Below are 23,326 nucleotides of genomic sequence, written 5' to 3' on the forward strand. Positions count from 1 at the left end.
AATTAACCTCAAGCTAGGCTAAATAATATCATATATCATATTTCTATTCATTGGTAACTTTCTCAACTTAATCTGGATTTAATCTGGATGCAGATCGCGGCGGCAAATCCCGTCCGTAACTGCGGCGGTTGCTGGATGGAGATTTGCTACTATCGATACTGAGTCTAACTGTTATTAATGCGTAGGCAAGCCACACATCCCCAATATCACCTATCGAACCTTCTGTTAGGTTATTCAAAATAATAAATATTAAGTAAATAATCGGTATTCCCGCTTGAGATAGCGGGCTGCGGCTCAGTTGACGGACGGCAAAAATTAGATTAGTCAACAGAGAAACTAAGATTAGTATCAGTCCGGGATAACCGAAATAGAGCAATACTGATATAGCCCCATTATGAGCAGTTTTCGGTTGAAATCCATTCGGAGTATATACAAAATAAGCTGGGGTTTGCGCGCCAAGTAAATCTTGTTGAAAAAAACCATTAAATCCATAGCCAAACCAAGGACGCTGATTTGCAGCCTCGATTAATTGCGGCCAGAATTCCGTGCGCCCCGTCAAGGTCAAATCTTTTCCCAAACCCCCGACTACAATAGATTCTAAGTTGTCTATTATATAAACGCTACCTATGATACCAAAGACCGTAAAGCCGACAATACAAGTAAATGCCCATTGAAACTTTAACTTGCTCAAAAAACTCAAGGATGATACTATAACTATGAGCATCAAACTATTAACTAGAGAACCCCCAGAACTACTAGCCCTCACCAAATAAAATGAAAAGAACAGGAATAGTAGAGCTATCCAGCGTTCTTTCTGAGTTTTAGCACCTTGGGAATAGTGCAGATACCAAAGTGCTGTACTCACAACCATGATGCTGCCCAGAGAATTTTTGTGACTGGTAATTCCTGCAAATTCCCGTCCCACATTCGGATGCCGCAAGAAACTAACTATACCGATCGAGGTATAGCCCCATCGCACCAAGCCTGATAGTTCTTCCCACTCATATCGCGCACCTACATAAAAACAAATAACAGTAAAACCTGTAAATGCCATCCCTGCTTTCAGCGTAATATCAGGAACTAGCGACCACAGTGTCGATGTTATTGGTAGCAAACAATAGAGCGCAAAACAAGGATTTTTAAGCAATAAAAATGACAATGCTTCTACAAGATCGTTCTTAATAAAACTAATAACTCTTCCGCATAAAATAAACATTATCCAGGGATAAAAAACAAAAGGAAGCTGATTTACACTACTGCCATCAGTGGCAGTAAGATTGATAAAATGCAGGTAATTAAAAGGAGGTACATTAACGTGAGGAGAGATGAAGACGTACAAAACAGCAAACCATTTTTCAAACGTTACACCAAATTTTTTTTTAGTGGCAACTTGAAATATGAACAGAGTGAGAATTAATCCGCTCAAACCCAATATAATTAGCAACAAATTAGTGCTGAGAATTAGGTCTTTAATGAGTCTCGCCATAAATATATAGCCTCTCTTAGAAAAATATCAATTTAGCAGCGGGTAATTCCACCAAAATAACAATAAACCCAGGCAATTGTCGCGATCGAGCTTCTATGTAAGCTGCTGCATATCTAAATTGTCTGTTGGTTGGGTAGGAGGAGAGGGGTTCGGGAATACCGAGGGTTTCTTTAATTCTGGCGAATACATAAGTGCCTGCATGGGAGGGGAAGAAAATTTGATGATTTTTTTTCCCTGTATCTGCGATCGACATGGCATTTCAATGGTAAGCGATTAAACTGGTGAATGATCGAAGCCAATAAAATAGGTAGCCTGTGGTTAACGCTGATTTTCCCAAACAAATAACCGCGCCCGTCTTGAGTTTGACCTTGTGGACGATCGCCTGCGCGAGTATTTCCCTCGGGTTCCCGCTTTCTGCAACGGCGCAAGTGCGATTGCTGCCCGGCGCTGTTACAGCACCATCTGGGGGCGGACGATCGCCCGAAAGCTACAAACTCGGCGGTGGCGATCGAATCCAAGTAGAAATACTCGAAGTACCCGAACTCACCCGCGGCTACGAAGTCCTCTCCGACGGTTCTGTCAACCTCCCCCTGATCGGCTTGGTGTCCCTCCGCGGCCGCACCTTAGTAGAAGCAACCAACATCATCCGCAACGCCTACCGCCGCGTCCTCAAAGACCCCGTAGTCACAGTCAGCCTCGTAGCGGCCCGCCCCCTCAACGTGGGCGTCATCGGAGAAGTTACCAGGCCCGGAAACTTCATCATCACCCTGACTCCCGGGCCGGGAGTCGCGCCCAGCGTGCAGTACCCCACCGTCACCCAAGCGATCCGACTCGCAGAAGGCGTCACGGGTGTCGCCGACATCCGTAACATCCGCGTCCGCCGTCCCCAACCAGACGGCCCCGACCAAGTGCTCAACGTCAACCTGTGGAGATTCTTGCAAGAAGGAGACATCTCTCAAGATATCATTTTGCAAGACAGGGACACAATTGTGATCCCCACCGTCACCAACTTCAACCAAGCAGAAGCCCGTCAATTTGCGATCGCCAACTTTTCGCCGCCGCCAGAAAAACCTCGATCGATCTCCATCGTCGGTCAAGTCACCCGCCCAGGGCCTTACGTCGTCATAGGCGGTAACACCACAAGCGACCTCAGTCGAGAAGGCTTTCCCACCGTCATCCGCGCCATTCAGTTAGCCGGGGGCATCACCTCGGATGCCGACATCCGGCAAATCCAAGTCCGCCGCGTCACCAGAAGAGGCGAACAAATTATCCCAGTCAACCTGTGGCAGTTCCTGGAGTCCGGCGACGGCGCCCAAGATACCATCCTCCAGGAGGGAGACACGATCGTCGTTCCCAAAGCCGCGATCGTCAACCCCGCAGAAGCTGGCGTGCTGGCTAACACTAACTTTGCTCCCGCCGGCATTAACGTTTTTGTAGTAGGAGAACTCAGAACATCCCTCGATCCGTTGAGGCTCCCAGCTAATGCCACCCTGAATCAAGCTTTAATTTCCAGAGGATTTTTTGGCTACGAGAATACCAGAGCTAGAAAAAATAAAATTGAGCTAGTCCGCCTGAATAACGACGGTACAGCTACTAAACGGACGATCGAAGTCGATTTAACTCAAGGAATTAACGAAGAACTCAATCCTCAACTCCGCAACAACGACATGATTATCGTATCCCCCAGCGGTCTCGCCAACTTAGTAGACCGAATGAACGCTGTAGTCGGACCTGTCGGACCAGCTACCGGAGTGTTAAATTTTATAAACGTTCTCCGAGGTTTATTCAGGTAAGAACGCTGCTGGTGATGTGGATAATTCGTGGCAAAGGCTAGAATAAACTAAACAATAGAATGTAGAGCGTGGCGGCGCGGCAGCTTCAAATATATCAACATCAAAAATATCAACCTCAAAAATACCCAGGCTGAATATGGATAGCAGACAAGATTACCAACCCTTCACACCCAAATCAAATGGCAAACTGCCGGACTTCTCGGCTCCGAACTACAGAGATAAGTTCGTCGAGGAGACAGAGGAAGAAAAGCTAGACTTGTCCTGGCTCTTCGGCGTCCTGCGCCGCCGCCTCATGGTCATGGCAGCAGCCACCATTGCTTTGAGCGCCCTCGCCGGAACAGCGATCGTCGTTAATTCTAAAAAGATGACAGTTGATTATGAAGGCTCCTTTTCCCTGTTAGTAGAACCAGCTACCGCTGAAGGTTTGCTATCCAAACAATTAGACAATACCGTCGCGGCAGACTTAGCAAAAATTAATATAGAAGGAATTAGCTTAGTAGACTACGAAACCCAAATTAGGATTTTGCGTAGTCCCAAAATGATGCAGCCAGTGCTTAAGGACTTGCGAACTTGGAATCCCACAATGACCTACACCGAACTGATGTCAAAACTGTCTATCAACCGCATCAGCTACGCAAAAGATGGCAAACAACAAGGCACAAAAATTTTAGAAGTTCGCTACAAAGATTCAGACCCCAATAAAATTTACGGCGTCTTGGATAAAGTTTCTAAAGCTTATCTAGAGTACAGCTTGCAACAACGGCTGACGGGCATTAATCAAGGCATTAAATTTATAGACATGGAGATGCCCAAGCTCCGAGAAAGAGTCGAAGTCCTGCAACTACAAGTCCAAAGACTGCGGCAGCAAAGCAATTTGTTTGACCCCCAGCTAGAGGGAAAATCTCTGTCAGAACAGGTTCAAAGCATTCGGGGACAGCAAGTAGGACTCCAAGTACAGTTAAGGGGGATGCGTACTCTCTACCAAAGCTATGAAAAATTAGTCAATGAAAATAACCCCGTTGGCGTGTTGATGACTCAAGGACAAGCTTACGCCGGACTCTTAGGTCAAATCCAGAGAATAGACTCAGACCTCTCCCTAAAGTTAGCTCAGTACAGAGATGACAGTTTGCCCGTTTTAGCACTGCGAAAAAGTCGGGAAGAACTGATTTTAACAGCCAGTCAACAAGCCAAAGAAGTGGTGATGGCAAATTTAAACAGTCAAATCCAAGAAGTCGAGTCGCGCGATCGCGAAATGACTGCATTGCAAAAGGAACTCAACCAAAAAATTAGAAATTTTTCAGTGACAACGCGACAATACGACAATTTAGTGAGGGAACAGCAAGTAGTTACTAAGAGCTTGTCGGACTTCTTGGCAAAACGAGAAGCCTTGCGGATAGATGCGGCTCAGCAGCAAATACCCTGGGTGCTGATCAATCCTCCAGAAATTCCGCTAGATAAATTCGGCAAGTACATAACAGCTACCGTCAAACAAACCAAAAAACAGTTAGCGCTGGCAGTAATTTTAAGCGGTCTGCTGGGCATAGCAATCGGCTTGCTCGTAGAGGCGCTAAACACTGTTTTCCACACTCCAGAAGCAGTGAGAATAGCCACAAAATTGCCGGTGATCGGGGTGATTCCGTTTAGCAAAAAAGTCAAGCGCCGACCGCCAGCCAGACCCAGGAAACTAACACCGGCTCGATCGTCCAAAGTGGAAGTTCTCGAACCGGGCGAAGCCCAAGGTACTGCTCCAATGCTGGGGAAAAGTATTTTTAGCGACTTGGACTATCAATTTTTAGAAGCATTTCGATCGCTCTACACGAACATTCACTTGCTCAGCGCAGGTACGGCGATTCGATCGCTCTTAGTCGGCTCGCCAGTAGCCGGAGACGGCAAATCAACAGTAGCTTTGCACCTGGCCGCCACAGCAGCAGCAGTCGGACAGCGAGTATTGTTAGTAGATGCAGATTTGCGCTGCCCGCAACTGCACGCTAAGTTAGGACTGCCGAACGTCCGCGGCCTGGGCGATGCCATCTCCACAGACCTCAGCCTCAACGACGCGATTCAGCGAGCGCCGAACCAAGACAATTTGTTCGTACTCACCGCCGGCCAAATTCCCCCCGATCCGATCAAGCTTCTTTCTTCCAAAAAAATGCAGTATCTGATGGAGCAATTTCAAGCATTTTTTGACTTAGTGATTTATGACACCCCGCCGCTAGCAGGCTTGGCAGACGCCCACTTGATCGCAGCTCACACAGACGCTACGATTATGGTCGTGCAAATTGCCAAAACAGACCGAGCGCAAGTTCGCAGAGTTTTAGAAGAATTAAAAATTTCTGGAGCTTCCGTCTTGGGAATCGTTGCTAACGGCTGCAAAAACTCCGATCGCAGCTACCGGCAGCGCCCGGTTGGTCTAGAGACGCTCTACGACCAAAAAATATCTGCTTTAGGTACGAAAAATCCTCATTAGACATCATAATTAGACAAATTTTGATGCAGGCAGCGAGCGGCGCGCCGCCGCCCTCGACCGGAAACGCACAACGCAAGCTGCACCCTCATTTTTTGAGAAAAGTACCATTTGAGAAAGAAAATGATAGACTAACGGACAGAGGCTCAACAGTCAACCGAAATTACGCGGATCTTTATTTATTTCGCAGTAATTCCTCAGAAAATGATTGAGAAATCAGCAAAAGTGGGTAAACTACATATAGCAGAACGCAATCTCAATCAGGAAAAGACACCTTTGAAGGTGAACAATGTAAACGTTAATGTGAACGTTTCAACCCAGAAACTTGGTAGGGATTATTCTATGAGTACAGTTATGGTTGTTGATGATAGCGTCACTCTGCGGGAGATGATCGCCGACTTGCTCAAAGGTAGGGGACTCAACGTCACGGTAGCGAGTGATGGCGTAGAAGCTCTAGAGCAAATCAAGGCCAACCGCCCGGATTTAGTCGTTCTGGATATCGTGATGCCCCGGATGAACGGCTACGAAGTCTGTCGCAGGCTCAAAAGCGACCCCAAAACTCAGAATTTGCCGGTGGTAATGTGTTCGAGCAAAAGCGAAGAATTCGATCGCTACTGGGGAATGAAACAAGGAGCAGACGCTTACATCGCTAAGCCATTTCACCCTCAAGAATTGGTCGGCACTATTAAGCAACTGCTGCGCGGTTGAGGTCGAGGAATAGGGACAGGAAAAAACTTGTCTTGAGTGCTTCTTATTTCTGCTCCCGCAGCCTCTCTAAACTACTCGATTGACAATAGTCCAAACATCCCCGTCCGATCGCACGTAGGGAACAGAAATACTCTTAAAACCAGTAATAAAAGGCTTGTAATAAACCTGCCAGTAGCTGGGGCTAATTTGGTCGGCAATGGCTTTAAGTTCCTTCACTTCGGCCGCCAATTCCCCAGCCAGTTCGTTAATCCGTTCCGCGTGTCCGCGAGCGAGAACTCTTCCTTCTTCAACTTGCTCCTCCATCGGACTGCTTCTTTGCAAGTTTACCGACTGCTGCTGTTTTTGATTCAGTTGAGCAGACAGAGCCGCGATCGCATCATCTATCCCCTTGACTTCTGCCGACACTTGTGCTTTTTCCCTCGCGTGACGGCGGTAAGCATCCGCGATCGCTTGAGGCGAATCGCCGACAGGGGCAACAGCACCAATGCTAAGCTGCTGGCGTTCCCGGCGCAAGGCCTCAATCTCAGAGCAAATTGCCTCTATGTCTGTCTCAAGTTTGTCCACTTAATTACCGCGTGGTTTTGGGATATCTTAGCATATTAGCATAAACCAATTAGGTAATCGGCATTGAAATTGCAGATTTTGGGCGCTGTCGGAGCAACGCCCCAGCAGAAAACATTCAATTGTTTTAACAATACAAATTTTTATATTTTTGAGTTGAGCGATTCCTATAGATATTAAGTGCCGGTCAATCAGCGGGCGTTGCTTAATTAGGGTATGAAAACAATAAGTTGAAAATCCCGAAGCTTTGTGGATAATGGTTTCTAGGACTTGCATATTTAGCCTTTCATACCGTAAGTCAGCAACGCCAATTTTTTTTTCTTGTGGAATGGGCCCCAGAGCCAGTTCCAGAATTTGATTAAAAGGATTTTTGCAAGAGGTCTATTCTATTTTGTTTCTAAAGCAAAGACCTGTGCTTTTTTAGCTTAACCTAAAAGAGTGCCTTTTTTTCTGTTTGTTTTGGGTTCAGAATCCACTCACTTTTTTTGCTTCTGTGCAGTGCTGCGTTAGCGAAGCTTGCCTAAGCATCGCGTCCCTATCTGAAAACTGTCCGGAGTATTGCTATTAGACCTCTTGCAAAAATCCTTTCATCAATTGATGGAACGGGCTCTGGGGCCCGTTCCACAAGAGTTATTTTTTCTTGTGGGATGGGCCGGAGAGCCCGTCCTAATTATTTTTGCAAGAGGTCTATTATATAAGTCTGCCTTGAAATATCCGCCGTTTAAGCATCGCCCAAGAGCGTTGCAGCACTCAACAGAGCAACAGCCCCTTCCTCCTCCAAAGGTCGCGAGAAAAAGTACCCTTGATAGGAATTGCATCCCAAAGAACGGAGTATAATTAGTTGCTCTTGCGTCTCCACCCCTTCCGCGATCGCCTCTAATTCCAAAGAACTCGCCAGATTTAAAATCGCCTCCAGCAAAGCCAAACTTTTCCCTCCTTCCTCCAAACAACAAACAAAAGAGCGGTCAATTTTTAGAGTATCAATCGGCAGCAATTGTAAGTAAGATAAATTTGAATAACCCGTGCCAAAATCATCCAAAGAAACCTTAATCTGCCGAGCTTTCAATAGCTCTAGCACCCCAGCCGCCACCTCAGTATTCTCCATTAAAACACTCTCGGTAATCTCTAACTTCAAAAATTCGCCCTTCAAATTATGCACTTGCAGCAGTGAGTCTAACAGCGGCAACAAATTAGGAGCAAATAGCTGAATTCCCGATAAATTAACACTCATATTCAAAGACAAATAGTCAGGAAATTGCAACTGCCATTTACTTAAACAAGCCACTGCTTCCGACAGTACCCACTCCCCAAGTGCCACAATCAAACCCGTTCTTTCCGCCACCGGAATAAACTCGCTCGGAGAAACCAACCCGCGAGTCGGATGCCGCCATCTTACCAACGCTTCAAACCCCACTATTTGACCCGTTGCCAAAGATACAATCGGCTGATAATTAAGGTGAAACTGTTGCAAATTAATTGCATTTTGCAAATCAGTTTCTAACTGGAGTTGCTCTAAAGCTCTCCACTGCATATCAGCATCAAATACAACAGGGCTACCGGCACCCCGAACAAAAGCCTCATGCCTAGCCGCGTCAGCCGCCCGCAGCAAATCTTCCGGCTCTTCTGTACCAATTGCACCTAAAGCAATGCCAATACTAACACTAGAAAAAACCGCAGTTCCATTCAAGTTAGACGACATTTCTAAAGATTGGCGAATGCGTTCTGCTGCATCTAAAGCTAACTGAGAATCAGCAATATTTGCCAGCCAAATCGCAAACGCATCTTCTCCCACTCTTGCTATAAGATGCGCATTCAGGTTGCAAGCCTCTAACCGCCGCGCTACTTCTACTAGCAACTGCTCTCCTCTAGAATGACCTAAGCTATATTTAACAATTTGATAGCGGTTAAGAGTCAGAAATAAAATAGCTTCTAAATGACCCAATTCTATTATATAATTCATGCCGCTACCCATCTCCTTTAAGAGCAAATTACGGTTAGGCAAACCCGTCAGCTCGTCGTAAAAGGCTTGGTAGCGGATTTGTGCATTCGCTGTAGCAAGTTGCTGCTCTTTTTCCCTAGCAAGTCGCACAAACTCTAAAGTTTTATTAATTGTAACTTTTAAATCATTAAAATCAATCGGCTTCGTTAAAAAATCAAAAGCACCTCGATTCATAGCTGTCCTAATATTTGGCATATCCCCGTAAGCTGAAACCACTACAGCTTTTAGCGTCGGGTCAATAGCTGGCAGGTTCTCTAGCAAAGTTAAACCGTCCATTTCGGGCATACTAATATCAGTTAGCACCAAGTCAAAAGAACCATCAGCTTGCAGTTTATCTAAAGCTTGGACTCCATTAATTGCAAAATCAAACTCAAATTCTTGAGTGCTGATTTGATGCCGAAATAGCTGAAGGATTACATATTCTAAAAGTGGTTCGTCATCAATTACTAAGATTTTAGCTGTCATGGAATTGGTCTTGTTAGCAAGTAACCAGGAGTTTAATTCTCTTGTAGGGGCAATCCCCTGTGATTGCCCCCCTGTAATTGCACCCTAAGTAAGTTTGGGGCAGGCATGGAGGCACTGCTCCTACAGAAAATTCATCATTTTCAGAACTTACGCTCATAAACCGGGTTGCTATGAAAAATTGAAGATTCTCACTAGATATCTACGAAGAAACCAGGTTTCTGGTCTCGACGTGCGTAAGTCTTAATTTTATCAGTTCCCAACCATTAAGTGGGAATTTCAATAATAAATTCAGTTCCCTCACCAGGTGTAGAGTTACAACTGAGCCATCCCCCGTGTTTTTCTTCAATAATAGACCGCGAAATAGACAAACCCAATCCCGTCCCTTTACCCACTGATTTTGTAGTAAATAAGTGGTTAAATACCCGCTGTTTCACTTCTTCTGTCATTCCTGTCCCGTTGTCAGCAATAGAAATTATAACATGAGAAGTGGAATTATCCTCGATATTTTTTTCACTCTCATCGGTAAGGAAAGTGTGAATCCTAATTTTATTAGGATTCGCCTTAATTTCATCGCGACTCCGCCCTGAATCCCACTCTTCCAATGCGTCTATGGCATTAGCAAGGATGTTTAAAAATACCTGATTTAACTGTCCGGGATAACACTCTATGGGGGGGAATTCTCCGTAGTCTTTTAACACTTGAATTTCGGGTTTACCCTCATTCGCTTTGAGCCGATGTCTCAAAATTAATAAGCTACTATCAATTCCTTCATGGATATTGAAAGGAACTTTAGATGTACTATCGGCCCGCGAAAAAGTTCTCAGAGAAATGCTGATTCCCCGAATGCGCTCAGTTCCTTCTTTCATAGAATTGAGCAATTGTGGCAAGTCTTCTAAGAGAAAAGGGAGGTCAAGAGCTTCAATTTGAGTTTGTAGTTCTGGATTATTTAGGGAAGAGTGTTGTTGATAAATATTGAGAGCCGTAATCAATTCTTGAAAGTAGCTTTCGGCGTGTTCAATATTTCCTATAATGAAGCTGATGGGATTGTAAATTTCGTGGGCAACTCCGGCCACTAACTGGCCGACGGAAGCCATTTTTTCGTTTTGAATGAGTTGAGTTTGCACCTCTTGAAGTTCTGTTAAATTTTGTCTGACTTGTTTGACAGTTTCTAAGGCTCTTTGGATGGTGATTTCCATGTCCTGAAAATCAATTGGTTTTGTCAAAAAGTCAAAAGCTCCCCGGTTCATGGCAGTTCTAATGTTTTGCATATCTCCATAGGCGGAGATGACGACTGCCTTTAATGTATTGTCGATTTCTGAGAGTTTTTCTAGTAAAGTTAACCCGTCCATTTCGGGCATATTAATATCTGTTAGCACTAAATCAAATGGTGGAGATTCAGCAATTTTTTCTAAGGCTTCTCTACCATTGTGAGCAAAGACAAATTCAATTTCTTTGACCCGAATTTTTTGCCGGAATTTTTGTTGAATGACGTATTCTAAAAGTTGTTCGTCATCAACGACAAGAATTTTGGCGGTCATGGGATTTATCCTGTATCCTATGGTAGAAATAACTAGGGTTATTAGTTTACTATAGCGCCTTGTTTAAATTTTGTAAACGATTAAAAGAATTAATGAGAATAGACCTCTTGCAAAAATCCTTTTAATCAAATTCTGGAACGGGCTCTCCGGCCCATTCCACAAGAAAAAAAATTTTGTGGGATGGGCCGGAGAGCCCGTCCTAGTTAGGGCTTACTGAAAAAGTCCACAAATCGAATCTAGGTGCTAAACAGCTTGAAGAATGGGAGATTCGGAGATGGGTTCCCAAATTTACTCCACAATTTTCCACCGAAATCCAAGGATTTTGAGCCGACAAACGTCATAACCTTGCACTTTTTTGTGTTTAAAAATATTGAAACCCTTGGCAGTCATAGCTTCTAGTTCTATTCAGCAAGCCCTAGTTATTTTTGCAAGAGGTCTAATGTAGTCAGTCATGAAGAAGACTTATGCAATCAGCTTTTTAGTCATCCGTATTTTACGTTTAATTAAGTGGATCTACTTAAGAGGCACTGTTAAATTTTAACCCGTGCAGGTGGGTTTGGTTTGACAAGAAGCGGTTTCAACCTTCGAGTAAAGTTACTGATGTAGTGTTTTTACGCCTCTATCGTGCGCCAAAGCTATTTAACTTTTGGGCAAGGTAATGATAAATTCAGTGTAATCTCCGCTTTCGGTTTGCACTTCCAAATTGCCTCGATGTTGTCCAACAATGATATCGTGAGTGATGGATAAACCCAAACCTGTTCCCTGTCCGGGAGGCTTGGTAGTGAAGAAAGGGAGGAATATTTTTTGTTGGTTGTCTTGAGGAATGCCGATGCCGTTGTCATGAATGCGAATTTCTATTGCAGTGCCTAGATTTTTAGTGGTAATAGAAACTGTGGGATTGAAATCTGCGGTCACTTTAAATTGTTTAATATGGGAGGCATAGCAAGCATTATCGATAATGTTAATTAAGGCGCGGCTGAGATCGGAAAAGGCGACATCTAGTTCTCCAATTGATTGGTCATAGTCGGTTTCAATGGTAAGGTTGAAGGTTTTATCTTTGGCACGGATGCTGTGGTAAGCTAATTGTAGGGCTTGAGCGACGAGGGCGTTGATGTCGGTTTTTTGGCGGGTACTGCCCTCGCTGCGAGCGTGCATGAGCATACTTTGAATAATGCTGTTAGCGCGTTGCCCTTGTTCGTTAATTTCGGATACGTTGCGCTTAAGATAAGTGAGGTTTTCGTTAATTAATTCCAGAGATTCTGAGTCTAAGTTTTGGGATTGGCGATCTATTTCTTCTGCGATTTCCGATGTTAAGTCTTCTGAGAGAGTAGCAAGAGAAGTGACGAAGTTGAGGGGGTTGCGGATTTCGTGGGCAACACCTGCGGTGAGGGCTCCGAGGGAGGCGAGTTTTTCTGAGGCTACTATTTGTTTTTGAGCTATTTTTAATTCGGCGGTTCGTTCTTCAACTTTCTGTTCTAGGTTTTCCGAATGTGCTGCAAGTTGTTGGTTGGCTTGTTCTAAATTTTGGTTTAGTTGATTGACTTCTGCGTAGAGTTTGGCATTGGTAATGGCGATCGCAGCTTGTCCCGATAGCATTTGTAAGACTGTGAGTCTGTCAGCGGTAAAAGCGACGGTGGTCAAGTTATTTTCGAGATAGATAATCCCTGTAAGTTGACCTTGATTGAGCAGGGGCGTACACAAGATTGATTTGGGCTGATTTTGTTGGATGTAAGGGTCTTTTTTGAAGATTCCTTCGTGGCTGGCATCGTTTAAAACGACTGTTTCTTTAGTACGGGCAACGTAGTTGATAATCGCGATTGGAACTGCATTTCCTAGTAGAGGAACGGAAGTATTTTCTTGTTCTGGTTGTTGAGGATTGGTCAATACGGTGAGGTCGTTACCTTCCACGATACCGTTGGCTGAAATCACCCACTGATTCTCACTTTGGTTAGATGAAAAAGTTGGTTTGGTGAGCAATGAGCCGCGAGTAGCGCCAGCATTTTCTATGACAATAGTCATTAATTTATTTAGCAGTTCGCTGAGAACAATTTCCCCAGATAACGCCTGTGCTGCTTTCATAATTGTACCGAGGTCAAGTGATGTTGAATGACCGGAAGTAGAGGTTGTTGTCCAGTTTGAGGTGGTTGTGCTAGTGGAGTCGAGGCTGATAGTTTCAGGCTGCTGGGTGCGGGAGATGAGATGGGGATATGTTTCTTCTAAGTCTCTGACTTTGGCGATCGCTCCCCAGCGAATGTAGCAGTAATAGGCTTCGGTCATGTAGGTTTTGGCGACTTTTTCTCTACCGAGGGCTAGATAAAATTCGGCGGCGCGTTCGTTAGCGAGGGCTTCTTCTTGGATGAATCCTTGTTCTTTGGCTCCGTTGATGGCTCGTTCGTAGTAGGTTATTGCTGTCTCGTTTTGTCCTAATACTCGCGCTTTTTCTGCTTCTACGAGTTCGTATTTATGTTGGAAGTTCATCGGGGCGTGGTGCGCCCACTTTTTCATTTGTTTTTGATGGGATGCTACTTTTTTCAGGTATTGTTTTTGTTCGGTTTTGGTGGTGGTGGGATAGTGAGCGAGGAGGGAGAGAGAATAGTAGAAGTTGTATGTACTTGGCAGCATAGCACCACTCAAGTTTTGCTTATATTTCTCTAGCAATATAGCTGTTTCAAGACTTTTCTCAAAATTTTTAAATAAATAAAATAGAATAGATTTAGCTAAGTAGAGATAAGCAACTGCTGTATTATTATTAGCTTCTTTGAAAATAGATAGCTTTTGAGATTCATCAAAGCTTTCTCCTGTTAGTATAGTAGTATTAGTAGATTCATTTCTTATATTTAAGACAAATTGATTCCAGATAGCCAAAAGATCGGCCGTAAATTCTTGCTTGTAATTTCCAAGTGCTTTTAAATATCGCTGGTGAACATTAGCAACATATTCTAGGTGTTCACCGCTCCAGAAAAGATTAGTAGAATGGTACAGCGCTGCATAACCTGCATATTCTAAATCTCCGGTTTCCACCCCACTTTTGAAAGCCTCACTTAGAGGAGTTATTGTATTTTTTATTGGCTCTTTACAGTCTCGAATAAAATGGTTAAATGAATGGTATATCTTAGCTTTTATTTCTGTAGCGTTAAACTGCTCCAATAAAGTTAAAGCAAGTTGTCCAAATTGATATCCAGAATCAGTATCTTCTAGCACTCCACAAAGCAACATACCATACATACAATAACCCTGAGCAGATAAAGCTGTATTCCCATATTTGACAGAAAGATAAACAATTTTAAAAACAACAAGTGGAAAAAGAGCGGGACTAGCAGCAAAAGCTGCCGGAAGAATATTCATCAAAATCCTTATAGCTGCCAGATGATCGGGGCTCGTCATCTCTGGTAAATTTGCTAAATCTCGAATGTGTTTTCTACCTACTATAAATTTAGTCCGAAATAATCCAAGCATTATACTGATATTGTTGGGATTTTGAGGAAAAAATATTCCCAATTTTCTTAGCACTTGAAATGCTATTTCTAAGGCTTTTTGAGGCTGATTTTGGGATAAATAAAAGGGAATCTTCAACTCGTAAACTTTGATTTCTTCAAGTAAGCTTTTTGTTTGTAAAAGAACAACTTCAGATAGTTTTTGTGCCTTTTCAAAATTAATATTTAGGTATTCTGCTTCCAATGTTTCTAAGTAGATGTCTCGCGTCAATTCATAGTGACTTTGCCAGCTATACTCTGGCATAAGTTTTAATCCCACATTTAAATATCCGACAGCCACCTCATAGGCTGTCGCTGCTTTTGCTTTGCGTCCAGCGATTAAATTAAAGTTAGCAAGTTGATTTTTTTGTGACTGCTGCGTGATAAATTCCACGCCAATATTTAACTGATTGACAATATCAAATATATTTTCTTCCAAGGCGTTTTCTGCGTATTGCTCCAACAAGAGCTTACCAACTTTCAAGTGCGTTGCTTTTTTCTGATTTTCAGGAATCATTGAATAGGCTGCTTGTTGCACCCTGTCATGTAAAAATTTGTAGCTAACTCTTGATTCATCAAAAAGTGGCGTTACCTGCTCTTTTGACTGAAAAGCTAGAGGAATTTTGTAGTCATTACTGAGGGGCAAAATCAGACCAGCCTGAAGTGCTGACCACAAATCATCGGCTGTCTCTAGCGGAGATTTTTCATTAACAATCGCGCAGATATCTAAGTTAAATCGGTTGCCGATACAAGCGGCTAATTGTAATATTTGCTGTGTTGCTTCTGGCAGTTTTTGAATATTTCTCGCTACGAGTTCAACAACGTTATAATCGGCAATTCCCAGGGATTGAATCTGCTTGATGTCCCATTGCCAGCAACTTTTGATAAAATCAAAGTTCAACAGTTCTTCAGAGTGTAAAGTCTTGAAAAGTTGTGTTAAGAAGAAGGGATTACCCTGAGTTTTATTGAAGAGTAAGTCTGCTAATTTTATTGAATTGTTGTCTCCCTGAAGAGTATCAGCTACTAATTGACGGACGTTGCTAATATCTAAAGCCTGGAGGACGATGTTATTTACAACCACGCCTGTTTTTTCAATCTCTTCAATGGTTTGAATTGTGGGATGAGTTGGGCTGACTTCGTTATCTCGATAAGCTCCAATTAGTAACAGATATTCGCTATCGGTGTCTGTTATCAAGAGTTGGAGCAATTTCAGGGAGGCTGAATCTGCCCACTGTAAATCATCTAGGAACAGAACAAGCGGATGTTCTAGTTTAGTGAATACATGAATAAATTGTTTATAAACTCGGTTGAAGCGATTTTGAGATTCTGTTGGCCCTAGCTGGGGAACTTCTGGCTGTTCGCCCATAATCATTTCTACTTCAGGAATTACGTCGATAATTACTCGTCCATTTTGTCCCAAAGCTTCTACAAGTTGTTCTTTCCATATTTCTATATTTTTCGAGTTTTCTGTTAACAGTTGTCGGATTAATTCTTGGAAAGCTTGAATTAAAGCTGCATAGGGAATGTTCTTTTTAAATTGGTCGAATTTACCGGCGATAAAATAACCGCGCTGGCGTACTATTGGTTTATGAACTTCTTGTACAACGCAGGTTTTTCCAATCCCTGAATAACCGCTGACGAGCATCATTTCTGTTGAGCCAACGGCAACTCGTTCAAAGGCTGCCATTAGGGTTGCAACTTCTGTTTCTCGTCCATATAGTTTTTGAGGAATGAGAAATTGACCGAATCGATCCAATTTACCCGCTGTGAAATCTTTAATTTGTCCAGATTCTTGTAGTTGTTTAAGACATTCTTCTAAGTCGGCTAAAAGTCCACGAGCGCTTTGATATCTATCTTCGGCAGTTTTGGCTAATAATTTCGTTACGATGTCAACAACTGCTTTGGGAATTTCTGGATTTAGCTGATTGAGTGACGTGGGTTGTTTGGCGATGTGGCAATGTACCAATTCCATTGGGTCATTAGAATTAAAAGGTAGCTGACCCGTAAGCATTTCGTAGAAGGTAATGCCAAGAGAGTAAAAGTCTGTGCGGTAGTCTATTGACCGATTCATTCTCCCAGTTTGTTCGGGAGACATATACGCGAGAGAGCCTTCGATGTGGTTGGGGTTACTGATGGTAGGATTTTCTTTTTCTAGGCGGGTGGCGATGCTAAAGTCGATGAGTTTTATTTCTCTGGTTTCTGGTTTTATGAGGATATTGTGGGGTTTAATGTCTTTGTGAATAATTTGATTTGTATGCAGTTCTCCGAGAATTTGGGCGAGTTGACTGGCGATTTGAAGAAAGTTTATTAAGGAAGTTTTTTGGGAAGTAATATATTGTTTGAGGGTTTGGCCGCCAAAATCTTCGAGAATCAGGGCAAGTCCGTGTTCGTAAGGTTTTAATTCGATGGGCTTGATAATGCCTGGGATGTTTAAAGAGTGGAGGATTTGATATTCGTGTCTGATTCGGGCGATTTCTTCTAGGGTCGGATACTCGGCTTTGAGAGTTTTGATGATGACAGGAGTGTGTTCTAGTTCGTAGCGACCTTGATAAATAACGGTTTTTGTACCTTCGTGGATGGTGGAGATCAGTTGGTATCCGGGTAGAGGGGTTCTCATTGTATTTCTTTAAGAGGGGTACAGTAGTGAAAAAGCATGATGTTGATGAACCCTGAGTTGATATATCACATTATCAGTTTTTGATATTTTACCTTTGTATCAAAGCTTACTTTCGATATAAAATAAAAACTTAAGATTTAATTAATTAAATCTTAAGTATTGACAAAAATCTAGTTATCGGATAAAAAATAGAAGCTTTTCCTGAAGGCAACTAGACTACCCCAGTTCCCTACTGCCTTACCGTGCGCCTACAAGTGTGGGAATTAAATTTTCTGAGTAGGTAGGAGCAGACCCCAGAGCCACATCGCCCCAGCGTATAATACTAGCGACAGAGCTGCCAGAAAAGCCATGAGAATAAATCATCACTAAATCGTCTTTTCTGATTTTTTTCAAGGTGGCTGCATGATATAAAGCAGCCATAGCTGACACTACGGAAATGTTGCCATACTTCGGAAAAATGTCGATGATTTTATCTTTAGGTATATTCAGTTCTAAAGCGCAAAAATCGACATAACCTGCTGCTGGTGGGTAAAAAATGAAGTAGTCTATATCCCGCACTTTCATTCCAGATTCAAACAAAACTTTTCGGCAGCATTCCTGGAAGTATTTAATGAATAAAGAAGTTGCGTGTTTCACCAAATCTTTATTCACTGTAATTAACACCCTTGGATTCCCCATCTGATCTACCGTAAATCTGGGATAAATTACTCCGCAGGTATCATGAGTGTTTGTTGAATAGGAATGGAGTAAACCTTGTCCTTCTTCTAGTTTCTCAACAATGAAAGCGGCGGAGCCATCTCCAAGCGTGAATGAGAAAGAATTGGTATATTCTATATGCTTGGAATAATTGCAGGATAAGGAGACTAACACTCTGTTAAATCTTTTATCTCTGATTAACGCAACAGCATTTTCCAAGGCTAGAAGCGCTCCTCCACAGGTAGCGTTTAAATTCCAAGCGACACCTCGAAAGCCTAACTTTTGTGCTATGTGAGTAGCATTACCAATCACTAATTCTTCTGGAAACATCGCGCAAGAAATCAGCAATTCAACATTGTTTATTTCTATTTTATTGGCTTGCAATACCTTTTCGATAGCTCCACATTCAAGAGAAATAGAAGTTTCATTTTCACCCAAAACTCTTCTTTCTAATGCTCCCCTGAATATATCTTCTCGATAAGGTTTTACTGCCTGTACCCAATTAGCGTTTTCTTGGGAATCATTATCAAACAGCCGCACTTTTTGATTTTTTTGCTCAAGCTCAGTTAGAAACTCTGGATAATTCTTTTTCCAGTAATCGTTAGTTCGTACACATTCTGGAAAATTGACCGCAATCGCACTGATTCCTACACCTTGATTCATCTTGACAAAACTCATTTGAACAGAAATAAAGAACATGGAAATTTGGACATTTGCTAGCTCTAGGCTAACTCCTAAAGCTAGCAAATTTAATGCTAATTAACTAAGAAAGAATTATCTCTTTCTTAACGATAAGCATTTTAACTATGTGCCTCGCGCAAAACCCGCCTTAAAACCTTACCAGTCGCATTCTTCGGCAACGAATTAACAAAGCGAACAAGGTGAGGAACCTTATAAGCCGCTATCTGTTTCGAGCAGAAAGCAATCACATCCTCCGGCGCGATAACTTGCCCATTATTAAGAACAATATGCGCCAAAATGCTCTCACCTTTAACCTTATCAGGAACGCCACAGATAGCCACTTCCGCAACTGCTGGATGTTGAGATATTACCCGCTCCAATTCACTCGGATAAACCTTAAATCCAGAAACATTGATCATGTCCTTCAAGCGGTCAACAATGTAGAAATAGCCCTCTTCATCCATCCGACCCAAATCTCCAGTATGAAACCAACCATTTGACATAACTTGGGCCGTTTCAGCAGGGCGGTTCCAATAGCTAGACATCACATTAGGGCCGCGAATAATAATCTCACCAACATCCCCAACATCGACTTCTGAACCCTCACTATCCACTACCTTCATTTCCACATTATCAATTGGCATCCCAATCGAACCAGGCTTATATTTCAAGTAATGGTTGTAACAAGAAAAAGGCGAAGTTTCCGTCAAACCGTACCCTTCATGGATTACCAAACCATACTGTTCTTGCCACTGCTCTACAACTTCCAAAGGCATTCTGGCAGCAGCGCTAAAATAATAGCGTACTGAGTTAAAGTTGCATTCATCCGGCGACATTTCTAACAGCTTGGCAAAGGCAGCCGGCACTCCAAAAAACATTGTAATCCCCTCCCTAGCCGTTACCTCCAACACTTCTGCTGGATAAAATCGGCGTTGTAACACAATCGTGGCACAGGCATTTAATCCCGCATTCAGAATGAAATTTTGACCGAAACAGTGAAACAAAGGTAAATACAAAAGTAACCTATCTTCAGCCCTCATACCGCAGCAGTGCTTGACAGAGTGCATATTTGAAGTCACATTGCCATGAGAAAGCGCAGCTCCTTTAGGAAAACCCGTCGTCCCCGATGTATAGATAATTGCAGCGGGTTCTGTGGGTTCCATTTCAACAGCTTTAGCTTCTGCTGAAGCTAAAGCTATCAGTTGTAACAAACTGATTTCTTTACAGCTTAAACTCAGCTTCCTTCCTGAAACATGAGAAGAATGGCTTACAGCCACACTCGGCGGCTTAACAACTCCATCTTCAGCAATTAAAATGTATTGAAGGTAAGCTAAATCATCATCAGGTACTTGCACTCGCAATGATTCTGTCGCAATTACTATCTTAGCAGCACAATCATTGAGAATAAACCGAACTTCATCAGTTTTAAGCATCGCATTGATCGAAACTGCGACAGCACCAATCTTTAAGATGCCCAGATAAGAGATGACAAATTCGGGAATATTAGGCAGGAAGAGAGCGACGCAATCTCCCCGTTTAATCCCTAATCCTTGCAACCCATTAGCAGCACAATTTGCCAATTGATTTAGCTGCTTGTAACTAAAAGATTTACCTTCAAAAATCAAAGCCGTTTTCTGAGGAAAAAATCTACACCCTCTCTCGATATGCTCTGCAATGTTCATCCCTGTTTTATCCTCGGTAAAATTGCTGCCAAACAATAGGTTTCGCGTGCATGATTTGGATGCACTGGTGTACTGTCGCTAAAGCAAATAGAAAACCACTACCTAAAGCTTTTGAGCGATCTTTTTTGTCTGAGGAAACATCCACGACGCAACTAGGATGAATTGCCTGACAAATTTGTTGCCAATTATTCGGTTCAAGTTGATAGATTTTGACGCACTGGCGAACAGTATCCGTCAAAAAGTGTTGCTGATTTGACAATCTCTCTGCTTTTTTACTGGGGTAAATATCTAGGTAAAAAGCAGTTTCAGAGATGTTAGCTGAAATATTGTGAGTAACCATTTTATGCCTTTCTAGCAATGTTCAACAATCCTTTACAGCCGCAAAATTACCAATGCTTGTGTAACGGACAAGCAACTCTTAACAAGTTAAAAAATTAACTCATTTCTTTTGCCGTAAATTTGATGTAGGGGCGAAGCATTCGGCCGATAAATTATCGCTAAAAACCAGTATTTTGTACCCGAATGCTTCGCCCTCCCTAGCAGGAGAATTGCCTACAAAAGAATCAAACAGCCGTGCTTCAAATTCCTAGTTCAAACTTGATAAAATCTGGTTCACAGCTTGCACAATCTTTCCTTCCTGTGCAATGTCAGCAGCAATCATGGCAATGTGTATATCCAAAGATTGCTCGTTGTCGTTCCAGATGTAAGACTTGTCAACATTCGGCGGCTGTCCCACAACTGCGCGCACAGCCTCATATAGAGGCAAAGTTTTATTCGACAAACACTCCCGTGCATCATAGTGACCGGCGACTTGATGGGTTCGCAAATCTACAGATTGGACAGCAAACATTAAAGCTACTGCCATATATTGCTGGAACAATTCAATCGAGCGACGAGCTAAATTAGCTGAAGCGAATCCTTGGCTATTGATATTCTGATTAAATTGTTCAGCGTGAGTAGGAAAGCGATCAGCAATTGAGTTTCCGTAAAAAGTCAACAGCGGCATAATGGAATTTCCCGCTATTTGCAGACCTTTTAATCCCATGTTGACCTTACGGTTTGTATTCCCAACCAAAGAAGGCGACAAACCATTATTAAATTCAGGTGCAGCTAACAGCGCAATTTGCACATCCAAATGCTTAGCCAGCAGACCTAAAAGATACCGCAAACGATCCATGCCCACACCAACATACTGTCCCAGAAAATTGCCGCCGTGATAGCTGGCTTGATTCTCAGTATCAATTAAGGGATTGTCAGTAACAGAGTTAATTTCAACTTCTATCTGCTGGGCAATTTCTGCTATTCCATCCACAATCGGCCCCAGGTACTGAGGCAAACAACGCAGCGAATAACGGTCTTGTATTGGATGATCGCCACGAGAATCATGCTCCCCATTTAACTCATCTCGATTCAAGCAGGAACCTTCTAGGAGTTCGACCATTTGGGAAGCGGCCCACACTTGACCAAAATGAGGCTTAAGCTTGTGAATGAAGGGATGAAAAGATTGATTTGTCGCCCCTAACCCTTGGATCATTAAAGCATGAGTACCCATTGCTAAAGCAAGCATTACTTGGGAATCCCGAACGCAATTAGCAGCAATACCCGTCATTACAGACGTACCATTAACCATTGCCAACCCTTCTTTGGGGCGCAAATCAATTCTTGGTAAATCTAATAATTCCAGCGCTTGAATTGCTGACATTTCTCTGCCATTAAAATCCACAGTGAAACTGTCATCTAAACCGATTAATGCCCCTGTGATTTGCGCTAGGGGAACTAAATCGCCGGAAGCGCCGATGGAGCCCAATTCACAAACGTGAGGCGTGACTCCTGCGTTGAGAAATGCAATCATCCGTTTAATTAACTCCAGCCGAATGCCTGAAGCGCCCTGGAGGTGGGAGTTAATTCGCAAAAGCATGGCGGCGCGAACGCAAGCTGTGGGTAGCTTCGGCCCGGCACCAGCTTTGAGAAACCAAATCAAATTGTTTTGTAAACTCGCGGCTTCTTCAGGTTCAATCTCTGTATTGGCCATCCCGCCAAAGCCAGTTGTAACTCCGTAAATCGCCTTTCCCGACTCGACAGCATTTGCAATGTAGTCGCAAGATGCTTGCACTCGTTCCGCAATATCGCTTTCATCATTCAACCGGACTCTGGTTCCACAACGGGCAACCCTGGCAACTTCTTCTACACTCAGCCGTCGGTTCCCCACAGTTACGTTACTCAAATTAGGCTCAGGCCATTTGGGTAATTTTAGAGAAATCGGCTGTGTTAAGTTTCTTGACACTTCTTAGATCCTAAATTTATAGATAGATGCCACTAAAATGTGACTTTAGTCACAGCACACTCGAAACCAGGATGTTATTTTGAATTCAATGACGGAGAAATATGACTCGACACCATACTCTGCCATTGCTACTCAAATCTTTCACTTCGTTTCGTAAAACAAGCCGCAGCCATTAGACATCACCGATGATGAGTCTACAAGCCTTATTGCGTTAAGGCTCGAAGCTTAAATTCGGTTGGTGTCTATTGTTCTCCGAGCAAAATAAAACTGCGCCGACGCTACATTATGCGGGCAGAGTTATAATTGATTGAGTTATTAAAGCTGGTAGGCTGTTACAGGGGCTATTGACCGATAACTAAATGACAATACCACGGCTAAAGGCTAATCATAGATTTTTGTAACAAAACTTTACAATGATTTCCGAAATTTTTAGGATGACTATTGAACGGTACGGGATATCTGGAAAACAGTTATCCAAGTTTTCAGGCGTTAGCGAGAATCATATTTCTGAGTTTCGGCGGGGCAAGACTGGCATTTCTACGGAGGTGCTGTGGAAATTAATCGAGGCAATGGACGAGATCAAGCCGGGAGCCCGCGCTTACTTCTGTAATCGGCTGACGGGGGGACAGGGATTTGGTAACAGCAGCCAGATGTCAGTGCCAAAGCAACTAGAGTCTTTGTTAAATATGCAGATATTGGTTGATGAGCTCTCTGACGACAGTTTGGCCTTGCTGCTGATGGTGGTGGCGGCGCGGATTAAGAATGGTGTTTCCTCTTCTCATGCGAAGGGTTTTGAGCTAATTGGTTGATAATTTTACTGCTAGGAAAGTGCAGGCAAGAATTCAACAGCTCTTTCCTCATTTCTGAAACTATTGCTGA

14 protein-coding genes are annotated in these 23,326 nt (G+C 43.0%); 4 read left to right on the top strand and 10 right to left on the bottom strand.

Going from position 1 to position 23,326, the window contains the following annotated elements; all coding sequences use genetic code 11:
* Nucleotides 1-67: 67 nt before the first annotated feature.
* A complete protein-coding gene (locus QUB70_RS00805; protein WP_332977833.1) occupies nucleotides 68-1,486 on the bottom strand; it encodes an O-antigen ligase family protein in 1,419 nt (472 codons plus the stop codon).
* Between the two features lie 16 nt (nucleotides 1,487-1,502).
* Nucleotides 1,503-1,739: a hypothetical protein gene (locus QUB70_RS00810; protein ID WP_332977834.1), complete on the bottom strand. Its 237-nt coding sequence runs from the start codon at nucleotides 1,737-1,739 to the stop codon at nucleotides 1,503-1,505.
* Nucleotides 1,740-1,800: 61 nt separating this feature from the next.
* Here QUB70_RS00810 and QUB70_RS00815 point away from each other — a divergent pair, with 61 nt between their 5' ends.
* From QUB70_RS00815 to QUB70_RS00825, 3 genes are all read left to right on the top strand, one after another.
* On the top strand, nucleotides 1,801-3,279 hold the full coding sequence (locus QUB70_RS00815; RefSeq protein ID WP_332977835.1) for a polysaccharide biosynthesis/export family protein: 1,479 nt from the start codon (nucleotides 1,801-1,803) through the stop codon (nucleotides 3,277-3,279).
* A gap of 136 nt (nucleotides 3,280-3,415) precedes the next feature.
* Nucleotides 3,416-5,746: a GumC family protein gene (locus QUB70_RS00820; RefSeq protein ID WP_332977836.1), complete on the top strand. Its 2,331-nt coding sequence runs from the start codon at nucleotides 3,416-3,418 to the stop codon at nucleotides 5,744-5,746.
* 339 nt (nucleotides 5,747-6,085) lie between these two features.
* Nucleotides 6,086-6,451: a response regulator transcription factor gene (locus QUB70_RS00825; protein ID WP_039886668.1), complete on the top strand. Its 366-nt coding sequence runs from the start codon at nucleotides 6,086-6,088 to the stop codon at nucleotides 6,449-6,451.
* A 66-nt stretch (nucleotides 6,452-6,517) separates the two neighbouring features.
* Here QUB70_RS00825 and QUB70_RS00830 read toward each other — a convergent pair whose 3' ends face one another.
* From QUB70_RS00830 to QUB70_RS00865, 8 genes are all read right to left on the bottom strand, one after another.
* A complete protein-coding gene (locus tag QUB70_RS00830; protein ID WP_332977837.1) occupies nucleotides 6,518-7,015 on the bottom strand; it encodes a hypothetical protein in 498 nt (165 codons plus the stop codon).
* 718 nt (nucleotides 7,016-7,733) lie between these two features.
* The gene (locus QUB70_RS00835) at nucleotides 7,734-9,476 is read right to left on the bottom strand and encodes a putative bifunctional diguanylate cyclase/phosphodiesterase (protein ID WP_332977838.1); all 1,743 of its coding nucleotides are present in this window, start codon (nucleotides 9,474-9,476) and stop codon (nucleotides 7,734-7,736) included.
* Nucleotides 9,477-9,739: 263 nt separating this feature from the next.
* A complete protein-coding gene (locus tag QUB70_RS00840) occupies nucleotides 9,740-11,014 on the bottom strand; it encodes a hybrid sensor histidine kinase/response regulator (RefSeq protein WP_332977839.1) in 1,275 nt (424 codons plus the stop codon).
* A gap of 639 nt (nucleotides 11,015-11,653) precedes the next feature.
* Nucleotides 11,654-17,104 carry a trifunctional serine/threonine-protein kinase/ATP-binding protein/sensor histidine kinase gene (locus QUB70_RS00845; RefSeq protein WP_332977840.1) on the bottom strand — a complete coding sequence of 1,817 codons (5,451 nt, stop codon included), beginning with the start codon at nucleotides 17,102-17,104 and terminating at the stop codon, nucleotides 11,654-11,656.
* 237 nt (nucleotides 17,105-17,341) lie between these two features.
* The gene (locus QUB70_RS00850; protein ID WP_332977841.1) at nucleotides 17,342-18,499 is read right to left on the bottom strand and encodes a 3-oxoacyl-ACP synthase III family protein; all 1,158 of its coding nucleotides are present in this window, start codon (nucleotides 18,497-18,499) and stop codon (nucleotides 17,342-17,344) included.
* 101 nt (nucleotides 18,500-18,600) lie between these two features.
* On the bottom strand, nucleotides 18,601-20,163 hold the full coding sequence (locus QUB70_RS00855) for a class I adenylate-forming enzyme family protein (RefSeq protein WP_332977842.1): 1,563 nt from the start codon (nucleotides 20,161-20,163) through the stop codon (nucleotides 18,601-18,603).
* A 7-nt stretch (nucleotides 20,164-20,170) separates the two neighbouring features.
* Nucleotides 20,171-20,503 (bottom strand): hypothetical protein, encoded by a 333-nt coding sequence (locus QUB70_RS00860; protein ID WP_332977843.1) that lies wholly within the window; start codon nucleotides 20,501-20,503, stop codon nucleotides 20,171-20,173.
* 246 nt (nucleotides 20,504-20,749) lie between these two features.
* Entirely contained in the window at nucleotides 20,750-22,387 is a 1,638-nt protein-coding gene (locus QUB70_RS00865) for an HAL/PAL/TAL family ammonia-lyase (protein ID WP_332977844.1), read from the bottom strand.
* Nucleotides 22,388-22,881: 494 nt separating this feature from the next.
* Here QUB70_RS00865 and QUB70_RS00870 point away from each other — a divergent pair, with 494 nt between their 5' ends.
* A complete protein-coding gene (locus QUB70_RS00870) occupies nucleotides 22,882-23,256 on the top strand; it encodes a helix-turn-helix transcriptional regulator (RefSeq protein WP_332977845.1) in 375 nt (124 codons plus the stop codon).
* Nucleotides 23,257-23,326 lie beyond the last annotated feature (70 nt).

This window comes from Microcoleus sp. A003_D6 (assembly GCF_036702825.1).
Taxonomy (GTDB): Bacteria; Cyanobacteriota; Cyanobacteriia; order Cyanobacteriales; family Microcoleaceae; genus Microcoleus.